Source organism: Methylobacterium sp. 1973 (assembly GCF_040545035.1).
GTDB classification, from domain to species: Bacteria; Pseudomonadota; Alphaproteobacteria; order Rhizobiales; family Beijerinckiaceae; genus Methylobacterium; species Methylobacterium fujisawaense.
This window is the reverse complement of record NZ_JBEPLA010000002.1, coordinates 419970-430473: the sequence shown is the minus strand read 5'-3', so window position 1 is coordinate 430473 and position 10504 is coordinate 419970. Positions and strand designations below refer to the sequence as shown.

The window sequence follows — 10504 nt, the reverse complement described above, 5'->3', positions numbered from 1 at the left end:
GATGGCCAGCGCCAGCTACGACGCCCGCCGGGGCGAGTTGACCACCTACTTCGACCGCACCGCGGTCGAGGCGTGGTCGCGTCTGACCTCGGACGCGCCGGTGAGCCGCATCCGCGCCACGGTGCGGGCAGGCCGCGACGCCATGCGGGCGACGCTCCTCTCCTGGCTGCCCGCCGACATGACCGGCCTGCGCCTGCTCGATGCCGGCTGCGGCACCGGGGCGCTCAGCGTCGAGGCGGCGCACCGCGGGGCGGAGGTGGTGGCGATCGACGTCTCGCCGACGCTGATCGGGCTGGCGCAGGAGCGGCTGCCGGCGATCGCCGGGGCGGGCCGCATCGACTTCCGCGTCGGCGACATGCTCGATCCGGGTCTCGGCCGCTTCGACCACGTGGTGGCGATGGATTCGCTGATTCACTACCGGGCTGCCGACATCGCCCGGGCGCTGGCGGCGCTGGGTGCGCGCACCGACGGCTCGGTGCTGTTCACCGTGGCGCCGCGCACGGCCCTGCTGACTGTGATGCACGCGGCGGGCAAGTTCTTTCCCCGCAGCGACCGTTCGCCCGCGATCGTGCCGGTGACCGAGGGCGGCCTGCGCCGTCGGATGACCTCTGAAACAGCGCTCGACGCCTTCACCTGGGCGCGGAGCCACCGGATCAACAGCGGATTCTACCTGTCGAACGCGGTGGCGCTGACGCGCGCGCGCCCGTCCGCCTCTGCTGGATCGGGGGCGGCGTCGCCCGGGGTGCGGACATGAACGCCGCATCCCAGAAACTGACCCGCGCGCTGATGCGCCTCGGCCCGGCGATCCTCCCCTTCGCGGATGCCGCAACCGTCGAGCTGCCCCTCGGGCGCCTGCTTCGGCTCGCCCTGTTCCAGGTCACCGTCGGCATGGCGGCGGTGCTGCTGATCGGCACCCTGAACCGGGTGATGATCGTCGAACTGGGGGTGCCGGCCTGGATCGTCGCGGTGATGCTGGCGCTGCCGCTGATCTTTGCGCCCCTGCGGGCGCTGGTCGGCTTCCGCTCAGACACGCATCGCTCGCTGCTGGGCTGGCGGCGGGTGCCCTACATCTGGTTCGGCACGCTGCTTCAGTTCGGCGGCCTCGCGATCATGCCGTTCGCCCTGTTGATCCTGTCGGGCGACACCACCGGGCCGCTCTGGGTCGGCAACCTTGCGGCGGCTCTGGCCTTCCTGCTGGTCGGTGCCGGTCTGCACACGACCCAGACCGTCGGGCTGGCGCTCGCCACCGACCTCGCCCCCGCGCATGCAAGGCCGAAGGTGGTGGCGCTGCTCTGCGCGGCCCTGCTGTTCGGCATGATGGCGAGCGCCCTGCTGTTCGGCCTGTTCCTCGCCCATTTCTCGCCGGTGCGCCTGATCCAGGTGATCCAGGGCGCCGCCCTGGTCACCATCATCCTCAACGGGTTCGCCCTCTGGAAGCAGGAGCCGCGCGATCCCAACCGGACGCAGACGGCGCCGCAGCGCGACTTCCGGTCGTCCTGGCGGGCCTATGCGGGTGAGGGCACCGCTCGCCGTCGCCTCGTGGCGATCGGCCTCGGCACGGCGGGCTTCTCCATGCAGGACATCCTGCTGGAGCCCTATGGCGGCCAGATCCTGCACCTTTCCGTGGGCGCGACCACGGCCCTCACGGCGCTGCTCGCCGCGGGCGGCGGGCTGGGCCTGCTGGTTGCGGCGCGCTGGCTCGGCCGCGGGGGCGATCCGTTCCGGGTGTCGGCGGTCGGCGTCGGCATCGGCATCCTCGCCTTCTCGGCGGTGGTCTTCGCCGCGCCGCTGGCCTCGGCCGACCTGTTCGCCGCCGGCGTCAGCCTGATCGGGCTCGGCGGCGGCCTCTTCGCCCACGGCACGCTCACCGCCTCGATGAACCGCGCCGGCCCCGAGGATACGGGGCTGGCGCTCGGCGCCTGGGGCGCCGTGCAGGCGACCGCCGCGGGCCTGTCGATCGCGGCGAGCGGCCTCGTGCGCGACGTGGGCGGCGCCATCGCCCAGTCGGGGGTGCTCGGCGAGGGCATGAACGAGCCCGCGATCGGCTACCTCATCGTCTACCACATCGAGATCGCCCTGCTGTTCGCGGCGCTCCTCGCGCTGGGGCCGCTGGTGCGCGAGGACGCACGGACAGAGGATCGAGACCGCATCGCCAACGGCCTTGCCGGCCGGACGGCCTGACATTCGGGGAGGACAGCCATGCCAACCGGCGCACTTACGGGTTATGTCGACGTCGCCCAGGTCGTGCTCTACGCGTTCTTCATCTTCTTCGCCGGGCTGGTCTTCTGGCTGCGCCGCGAGGACCGGCGGGAGGGCTACCCGCTGGAGAACGAGGCCGTCGGCCGCCGCAAGGCGGACGATCCGATCCTGATCCCCCGGTCCAAGGCCTTCCATCTCCCCGGCGGCGAGACCACCTACGCACCACAGGCGGTGCACGGCCGGGACGACATCGAGACCGGCATCCCGGCCCGCAAGGTCGAGCCCTGGCCCGGCGCTCCCTACGAGCGCACCGACACGTCGCTCCAGGCCGGCGTCGGCCCCGGCTCCTGGGTGCTGCGACACGACGTCCACGACCGGACCTGGGACGAGGAGATCCGCATCGTTCCCCTGCGGGTGGCGAAGAACTTCGTCATCCACGAAAGCGGCCCGAACCCGATCGGCATGACGGTGTTCGGCACCGACAACGCCGTGGCGGGCGTGATCAGCGACGTCTGGGTCGACCGCGGCGAGTCGCTGATCCGCTACTATGAGGTGGAACTCCCGGCGGGCGGCCGCCGGCTGATGCCGACCACCTTCTGCCGGGCCGGCGGCTTCACCAAGACGGTGACGACCGAGGCGCTGCTCGCCAGCCAGTTCGCCGACATCCCGACCACCCGCGATCCCGACAGCGTGACCTTCCTGGAGGAGGAGCGGATCGTCTCGTATTTCGGCGCCGGCACGCTCTACGCGACGCCGGCCCGGGCGGAGCCCCTGATATGAGCGGCGACTTCCTCCCCGAGGGCACCCCGCGGGGCCTGCCCGGTCCTCTGCCGGCGGGCGAGCGCATCCTGTGGCAGAGCAGGCCGACCACCTTGGGCCTGTTGGTCCGGGTGTTCCACGCCCGTCTGGTGATTGCGTGGTTTGCGGTCTGCGCCCTGGCCTTCGGCCTGGCGGCCGGTTCGCCCGCCTCGGCCCTGAAGGTGGTTGGACCGACCCTGGTGATCGGCGCGGGCGCCGTCGCGCTGCTCTGGCTGCTCGCATGGCTCACCCATCGGACGACGCTCTACACGGTGACCAACCGTCGTGTCGTGCTGCAGGCCGGCATCGCCCTGCCGGTGACCCACAACCTGCCCTTCGCGCAGATCGAGACTGCGGCCCTGCGCGCCTTCACGGATGGCAGCGGCGATCTCCCTCTGCAGTTGCGGCCGGGTATCCGCATCGCCTACCTTCACATCTGGCCGCATGTCCGGCCCTGGCGTCTCGCCCGGACCGAGCCCATGATGCGGTCCGTACCGGAGGCCGACGCCGCGGCGGCGCTGCTGGCACGGGCCCTCGCGGCCCATGCCGACGGCACCGCGCCGCCGGTTCGGGTGGCGCAGCTCGAGCGCGCGGACGAAAATTCCGGTCGCCTCGTCGCGGCCGAATAGGGAGGGGCACGATGGGCGAGCGGGCGGAGGGCGCCGGCCGGGCGATGGGGCCGGCGGGACCGGCACCGGCGCTGCTGATGGTCGGTGCGGGCGCACTCATGGGCTTCACCATGCTGGCGGTCCTGATCGGCCGGAGCGAGCAGGTCGGCCTCGTCGCACTGCCGCCCGCCAAAGCGGTGGCGCGGCTCGAATTCCGCGCCGAGGATCAGGTCGATGGCTCGATCGCCCTGCGGGACATCGCCGACCGGCACATCGTCGCCTGGATCCGCCCCGGCGAGGACGGCTTCCTGCGCGGGACCCTGCGGGGCCTCGCCCAGGCCCGCCAACGGGAAGGCCTGGGGCCCGAGCAACCGTTCAGCCTGACCCGCTACGAGGACGGCCGGCTCGCGCTCGCCGACGAGGCCACCGGCCGCCGGGTGCCGCTCGAGGCCTTCGGGCCGACCAATGCCGGCGCCTTCGCCCGGCTGATGCCCGCCCCGGGCGTACCCGCCACGGAGACGCGGTGATGGGCCTGTTCGGCAGCCGCACCGTCACCGTACCCTGCACGGTGGAGATCGAGCAGACCCCCGAGAGCCTGCACGCCCACGTGACCCTCGATGCCGGCTTCGAGATCGAACCCGGCGACGAGGTCCAGGTCCACGACGCGCCGACCTCGGTGCCCTACGGCGAGCGGCTGACCGTGCGCCGCACCGCCACGGTCACCCGGGCCGGGGCGCTGGAGCGGGCCTGGACCAAACTCATCGCCCATCTCGAGCTGACCGAACTCTACGAGGTCAGCTTTTCCGAGAGGAGGAAGCTGTGAACGCATCTGTCCCGCCGCCCTCCGGCCAGCCTGTCCCCAAGGTCCCGGTCAACGAATCGACGCGGGCCGCCCAGGAGACGACGTTCCTCAGCCCGCGCTTCTACACGACGGATTTCGACGAGCTCGATCGCACCAATGTCGAGCCCGTGCGCCGCGACTGGGATCTGCTCATTGCCGAGCTGCGCGCCGACCCGAACAAGCGCCACTTCACCCGCAACGAGGAGTTCGACTGCGATCTGTCGCAGATGGAGCCCGAATTGCGGAAGGAGTTTTTGGACTTCTTGGTTTCCTCGATCACGGCGGAGTTTTCCGGCTGCGTCCTCTATGCCGAGATGAGGAAGCGGGCAAAGAACAAAGATATCAAGGAATTGTTCGGCTTCATGAGCCGGGACGAGGCGCGTCACGCCGGGTTCATCAACGATACGCTCAAGGATTTCGGCATCGGCGTGGATTTGGGGTTTCTCACCAAATCCAAGAAGTACACGTTCTTTCGACCGAAATTCATATTCTACGCCACCTACCTCTCGGAGAAGATCGGCTACGCCCGCTACATCACGATCTTCCGCGAGCTGGAGCGGCACCCGGAGCGGCGCATCCATCCGATCTTCAAGTGGTTCGAACTCTGGTGCAACGACGAGTTCCGCCACGGGGAGGCCTTCGCGCTCCTGATGCGCGCGAACCCGAAGCTGACGAGCGGCGTGAACCGCTACTGGATCCGGTTCTTCCTGCTTGCGGTCTTCGCCACGATGTACGTGCGCGACCATCACCGGCCGGCCTTCCACAAGGCGCTCGGGGTCGATCCCACCGACTACGACTTCAAGGTCTTCCGGATCACCTCGGAGATCTCCCGGCAGACATTCCCGCTGGAACTCGACCTCGACAACCCGAAGTTCAAGGCGGGGCTCGACCGGCTGCTTGCCTGCTCGCGGGCGATCGCCGACGCCAAGGCGCGGGGCGGCGTCGTCGGCACGGTGCAGCACGGCGTGCAGGTACTGCGGGCGGCCACAACCTTCGCCCGGCTCTATCTCCTCCCCGTCAAGGCCAACGCCCTGCCGGCCGACATCCGCCTCCAGCCGGTCTGGTAGCATGGGGACCTACGCCGCCCCGGTGGTCTACGCGGTCCTGCTCTGGTGGTTCTCCACAGGGCTGATCCTGCTGCTCGACCACGCCCCGCGGCGGACGCATGCGTGGAGCATGGCCGGGGCGACGCTGCTGCTCGCGGGCGCCCTGTTGGCGATCCGGTCCAGCGCCGCGGACACGAGTGCCACGGGGGCCTACACGGCCTTCACGGCGGCGCTCGTCGTCTGGGGCTGGCAGGAGATGAGCTACTACATGGGCTTCCTGTCCGGCCCCAAGCCGGCCGCCTGCGCGCCGGGGGTGCGGGGGTTCGACCGGTTCCTCGCGGCGCTCGCCACCAGCCTGTGGCACGAATTCGCCATCGTGATCGGGGGTCTGGCGATCCTGGCCCTGGTCTGGGGCAGCCCCAACCGCTTCGCCCTGTGGACCTACGGCACCCTGGTGGTGATGAACCTCTCGGCGCGGCTCAACCTGTTCCTGGGGGTGCGCAACCTCCACGCCGAGTTCCTCCCGGACCATCTCGGCTACCTCGCCTGCTACCTGTCCCGGAAGCCGATGAACCTGCTGTTCCCGGTCTCCGTGAGCCTCGGGACCATCGCGGCGGCGCTGCTCGGACGCGCGGCCCTGGGGCCGGACCTGCTGGAGCACGAGCTGATCGGCCTCACGGTCCTGGCGACGCTCACGGCGCTCGCCACGCTGGAGCATTGGTTCCTGATGCTGCCGTTGCCCTCGGCGGAGCTGTGGCGCTGGAGCCTGCCGGCCCGGGCGCCCGGGGAAGCGGCCGGACCGCCGGATCACGTGTAGGCCGAGGGATCACGAACGGGCGACGCACGTCCACCAATCTGGAACTGGTCTTGTGCGAAGTCCGGTGTCACAGGCGGGATCAACCCGCAGGATTTGTTCGGGGAGAGGCGACATGGACTACGAGACCTTCTTCGGGGCTGAGATCGCCGGGCTCCACCGGGAGGGGCGCTACCGGGTCTTTACCGACCTCGAACGCCACGCGGGCAACTTCCCGCACGCCACGCACCACCATGCCGGCGGCACGCGTCCCGTGACGGTGTGGTGCTCCAACGACTATCTCGGCATGGGCCAGCACCCGGCCGTGACCGGCGCGATGCATGAGGCGATCGACCGCTGCGGCGCCGGCGCCGGCGGCACCCGCAACATCTCGGGCACCAACCACTACCACGTGCTCCTGGAGCGCGAGCTCGCCGACCTCCACGGCAAGGAGGCGGCCCTGCTGTTCACCTCCGGCTACGTGTCGAACTGGGCGGCGCTCGGGACCCTGGCCTCACGCCTGCCGAACTGCGCGGTCTTCTCCGATTCCGAGAACCACGCCTCGATGATCGAGGGCATCCGGTTCTCCCGCGCCGAGCGACACATTTTTCGTCATAACGACCCGGAGGACCTGAACCGCAAGCTCGCCCTGGTCGATCCGGCCCGACCGAAGCTCGTGGCGTTCGAATCGGTGTACTCGATGGACGGCGACATCGCCCCCATTGGAGAGATCTGCGACGTGGCCGAGGCCCACGGGGCACTCACCTACCTGGACGAGGTCCACGCGGTCGGCCTCTACGGCGCGCGCGGCGGCGGCATCTCGGAGCGGGACGGCGTCGCCCACCGGCTCGACGTGATCGAGGGGACGCTGGGCAAGGCGTTCGCCGTGCACGGCGGCTACATCACGGCCTCGGAGAAGCTCTGCGACTTCGTGCGCAGCTTCGCGTCGGGCTTCATCTTCACCACCTCCCTGCCACCCGCGGTGGCGGCGGGCGCGGCGGCGTCGATCCGCCACCTGAAGACGAGCGGCGAAGAGCGCGCCCGGCACCAAGAGCGCGTGGCGAAGGTCCGTCAGGCGCTGGAGGCCGCCGACATCCCGACCATGCCCAACGACAGCCACATCGTGCCGGTGATGGTCTGCGACCCGGTGCTGTGCAAGGGGATCTCCGACACCCTGCTCGACGAGTTCGGCATCTACGTGCAGCCGATCAACTACCCGACGGTGGCCCGCGGCACCGAACGCCTGCGGATCACCCCGTCGCCGCTGCACAGCGATGCCGACATCGCGCATCTGGTCGAGGCGCTGACCACGATCTGGGGGCGGATCGGGCTCCGGCAGAAGGCGGCGGAGTAGGGGAGCCTTACGCTCCCATCGCCTCGACGCGTTCCGCTGCGTCAGCACTGGCTTTATCTTCAACCAGTCGCTTACACAAAATATCAGTTATGGATGCGACTTGCGCATCCATATCACCGGTCGGATCGAACGGCACACCACCATAAGCTGCATCCTCAGAGAAAAAGCCAGGAGCGATATCAGTATACCTTATTGAAATAATTGCACCTTTACCGAACCTTTCTTTGAAATTATCACTTTCGAATTTCGTCCAAATCCTAGTGGGATAGTTCTCAGATTGTATAACAATCACATATTTGGCCTCAGATCTATAAATTGGAGCGAGGTAATCCTCGACATTCTGAGCAATGATGCGATGCTGCTCATTTTCATCATAGAAACTGGCTACTTCGCGCTCGCCGAGCGCCTCATGGATCCGCTTAGCGAGCTGTCTGTCTGCACCTGCGAAAGACAAAGCGAAATCATAGCGTCCCTTAAAATAGTCGGCTTTATAACCAACCTGCTGTGTAAATACACGCCAAATTATATTTTTAAGATAAAATATCAACTTTGGATCTTCAACGCTTAGAATAGACGTTGACTGTTCAAAATGAAAATATGGAGTAAGTTTTTCTTTCTTGTCCGGATCAGACAAGAGAGCTGATAGCCATCCTTTTTCAATCACCTGGCCTATGCTGCCCCGCATGTCGGGATGGGCAATAATCGCTTCACCAAGATCCAACGACCATTCTTCGCTCTCAGAAAGCCATCTTAATATATGCAGATAAGGAGCGCGCCCCTCCTTACGCAATTTTGATCCTCTTGCAAAGGTGACAGCACAATCCTTGAATTGTCGACCTAGATCATTCATAACATCTTCTACAGCGACGTTTATAGAGGTGCTTATATTTTTGTGTTCCTTGACATCTTCTGTAACTTTATCCAAAACGCACATCTTATGACATAATAATTGGACTAGCTGAAAGCTGCCTTGAGATTTTTGTGTCAGTTGAATTTTATTGGATATAGTGATATTGAGAGCTTTCTCACCTAATTCAATAACTTGCGTCAGTAGCTCATCTGGATTTGCCTCAAGGCGAAACACGTCAATGCGCAAGCCCAAGTCATGCGCAAATTTAACCAATTGCTGCCCAGCCTTGTTGATTCCTATTAGAATCAGTTTTGATTTATCACTCTCCGAATCAGCCAAAACTTTCATGAAATCGGAAAGTTTAGCCTTGATATCATCGGTCAATCTATGAAAATCATCAACTATAACGGTTCCGATATCTTCCATATCAGGAAGCGCTTCGATAAAATCGACATCTTGCTTCTTGCGCGCACTGAGCGACGTTACCGATTTATCGATGCCTAATTCAGACAAAACTTTTGTTATAGTCGTTGTTTTGCCAATCCCGGATGGCCCTTCCAACACAGAACATCGGCCCGGCGTCCTAACTGACACTTTAATTTCGTCGTATTTCTCAGGATGCACAAAGGTATGCGTCGGAATACCCGATAACCGGTAAACTTCTTCCAAGTTTGGCATAATCTCGCACCGAATAGCATATCAGCTTTATAGAATCACTATGGCTACGAATTTACTCTAGGTAAAGGGCATGGGACACCCTACCCGCGCGAATCTGGTAAGCGAGAGGCTTTCTGAAACGACAAACTCGCTGTACCGAGGTAGCCTGTCGTGGTCCGCAGAATTCGAACACACGAGCTGGATCGTCGATCGCAGTGCCCACTTTCCCCTTCTCGGCCATCGTCGGCCAGGACGAGATGCGCCAGGCGCTGCTGATCGCGGCGGTGGACCCGGCGGTCGGCGGCGTGCTGATCTTCGGCGACCGCGGCACCGGCAAGTCCACGGCGATCCGGGCGCTGGCCGCCCTGCTGCCGCCGATGCGGGCGGTGGCCGGCTGCCCCTACAATTGCGACCCCGACAGCCCGACCGCATCCTGCCCGCATTGCGCGGAAGGCGGCCCGCGAAAGAGTCACAAGACACCGGTGCCGGTGGTGGACCTGCCGCTCGGCGCCACCGAGGACCGCGTGGTCGGCACCCTCGATCTGGAGCGGGCGCTCGGCGCAGGCGTGAAGGCCTTTGAGCCGGGGCTGCTCGCCCGGGCCAATCGCGGCTTCCTGTACATCGACGAGGTGAATCTGCTCGAGGACCACCTCGTCGACCTGCTGCTCGACGTGGCGGCCTCCGGCGTCAACACCGTCGAGCGCGAGGGCCTGTCCCTGCGCCATCCGGCGCGGTTCGTGCTGGTCGGATCCGGCAACCCGGAGGAGGGCGAATTGCGCCCGCAGCTCCTCGACCGGTTCGGGCTGGCCTGCGAGGTCGTGACCCCGAAGGACATCCCGACCCGCATCGCGGTGGTGCGTGCCCGCGACGCCTACGAGCGCGACCCGGAGGGCTTCTGCGCCGCCCGCGCCCGGGACGAGGCCGCGATTCGAAAGCGCCTCCTGCTGGCGCGGGAGCGCCTGCCGTCGGTCACCGTGCCGGATGCCGCCCTGGAGCGCGCGGCGCAGCTCTGTCTCACCCTAGGCACGGACGGGTTGCGCGGCGAGCTGACCCTGATGCGGACCGCCCGGGCGCTCGCGGCCCTCGATGGCGCCGGGGCCGTCACCGACGACCACCTCCGCCGCATCGCCCCGGCCGCCCTGCGCCACCGGCTACGCCGCAACCCGCTGGACGAATCCGGATCCACCGCCCGGGTGGAGCGGGCGCTGGCGGAGATGTTTTCGTGACGGTCGCGCTGCCGGTCCGCCTGTCGTGGACCGGACGGACCGCGCCCGACCGGGTCGGGATGGCGCGCGGGTCTCCTCTCCCGTGCGGGAGAGGGACAGGGTGACGGACGTGCCCGATCCGGAAAGGTCTCC

At 66.3% G+C, this 10504-nt stretch carries 11 protein-coding genes; 10 read left to right on the top strand and 1 reads right to left on the bottom strand.

Annotated features, from left to right (window positions below):
- Position 1 precedes the first annotated feature (1 nt).
- The 9 genes from bchM to hemA all read left to right on the top strand — a co-directional run bounded on the left by bchM (position 2) and on the right by hemA (position 7639).
- On the top strand, positions 2-754 hold the full coding sequence (bchM, locus tag ABIC70_RS06060) for a magnesium protoporphyrin IX methyltransferase (RefSeq protein ID WP_043757049.1): 753 nt from the start codon (positions 2-4) through the stop codon (positions 752-754).
- A complete protein-coding gene (locus ABIC70_RS06055; protein WP_043383090.1) occupies positions 751-2181 on the top strand; it encodes a BCD family MFS transporter in 1431 nt (476 codons plus the stop codon). The genes bchM and ABIC70_RS06055 overlap by 4 nt, the downstream gene beginning before the upstream one ends.
- 18 nt (positions 2182-2199) lie before the next feature.
- Positions 2200-2979: a photosynthetic reaction center subunit H gene (gene puhA / locus ABIC70_RS06050; RefSeq protein ID WP_043757045.1), complete on the top strand. Its 780-nt coding sequence runs from the start codon at positions 2200-2202 to the stop codon at positions 2977-2979.
- Positions 2976-3626, top strand: a complete 651-nt coding sequence (gene puhB / locus ABIC70_RS06045) for a photosynthetic complex putative assembly protein PuhB (protein WP_043757042.1) — start codon at positions 2976-2978, stop codon at positions 3624-3626. Before puhA ends, puhB begins: the two co-directional genes overlap by 4 nt.
- 11 nt (positions 3627-3637) lie before the next feature.
- Positions 3638-4132 (top strand): photosynthetic complex assembly protein PuhC, encoded by a 495-nt coding sequence (gene puhC / locus ABIC70_RS06040; RefSeq protein ID WP_052083600.1) that lies wholly within the window; start codon positions 3638-3640, stop codon positions 4130-4132.
- Positions 4132-4428: an O2-dependent cyclase accessory protein gene (locus ABIC70_RS06035; protein ID WP_020095258.1), complete on the top strand. Its 297-nt coding sequence runs from the start codon at positions 4132-4134 to the stop codon at positions 4426-4428. The genes puhC and ABIC70_RS06035 overlap by 1 nt, the downstream gene beginning before the upstream one ends.
- On the top strand, positions 4425-5513 hold the full coding sequence (gene acsF / locus ABIC70_RS06030; RefSeq protein WP_043354266.1) for a magnesium-protoporphyrin IX monomethyl ester (oxidative) cyclase: 1089 nt from the start codon (positions 4425-4427) through the stop codon (positions 5511-5513). Before ABIC70_RS06035 ends, acsF begins: the two co-directional genes overlap by 4 nt.
- A 1-nt stretch (position 5514) precedes the next feature.
- The gene (puhE, locus tag ABIC70_RS06025; RefSeq protein ID WP_043354267.1) at positions 5515-6309 is read left to right on the top strand and encodes a putative photosynthetic complex assembly protein PuhE; all 795 of its coding nucleotides are present in this window, start codon (positions 5515-5517) and stop codon (positions 6307-6309) included.
- A 112-nt stretch (positions 6310-6421) separates the two neighbouring features.
- Positions 6422-7639 (top strand): 5-aminolevulinate synthase, encoded by a 1218-nt coding sequence (gene hemA / locus ABIC70_RS06020; protein ID WP_354439200.1) that lies wholly within the window; start codon positions 6422-6424, stop codon positions 7637-7639.
- A gap of 7 nt (positions 7640-7646) precedes the next feature.
- Here the strand turns inward: hemA and ABIC70_RS06015 are convergent, their stop codons facing one another.
- Positions 7647-9158: a hypothetical protein gene (locus tag ABIC70_RS06015; protein ID WP_279897928.1), complete on the bottom strand. Its 1512-nt coding sequence runs from the start codon at positions 9156-9158 to the stop codon at positions 7647-7649.
- A gap of 203 nt (positions 9159-9361) precedes the next feature.
- On the opposite strand from ABIC70_RS06015, the gene bchI reads away from it, so the two are divergent.
- Positions 9362-10372 carry a magnesium chelatase ATPase subunit I gene (gene bchI, locus ABIC70_RS06010; RefSeq protein WP_354439198.1) on the top strand — a complete coding sequence of 337 codons (1011 nt, stop codon included), beginning with the start codon at positions 9362-9364 and terminating at the stop codon, positions 10370-10372.
- The last annotated feature ends 132 nt before the right edge of the window (positions 10373-10504 follow it).

Bases quoted from the DNA above. Each gene is read 5' to 3' on its own strand.
- ABIC70_RS06035 (WP_020095258.1), top strand. From the start codon at position 4,132: ATGGGCCTGTTCGGCAGCCGCACCGTCACCGTACCCTGCACGGTGGAG.
- puhA (WP_043757045.1), top strand. From the start codon at position 2,200: ATGCCAACCGGCGCACTTACGGGTTATGTCGACGTCGCCCAGGTCGTG.
- puhB (WP_043757042.1), top strand. From the start codon at position 2,976: ATGAGCGGCGACTTCCTCCCCGAGGGCACCCCGCGGGGCCTGCCCGGT.
- puhE (WP_043354267.1), top strand. From the start codon at position 5,515: ATGGGGACCTACGCCGCCCCGGTGGTCTACGCGGTCCTGCTCTGGTGG.
- hemA (WP_354439200.1), top strand. From the start codon at position 6,422: ATGGACTACGAGACCTTCTTCGGGGCTGAGATCGCCGGGCTCCACCGG.
- bchM (WP_043757049.1), top strand. From the start codon at position 2: ATGGCCAGCGCCAGCTACGACGCCCGCCGGGGCGAGTTGACCACCTAC.
- ABIC70_RS06055 (WP_043383090.1), top strand. From the start codon at position 751: ATGAACGCCGCATCCCAGAAACTGACCCGCGCGCTGATGCGCCTCGGC.
- puhC (WP_052083600.1), top strand. From the start codon at position 3,638: ATGGGCGAGCGGGCGGAGGGCGCCGGCCGGGCGATGGGGCCGGCGGGA.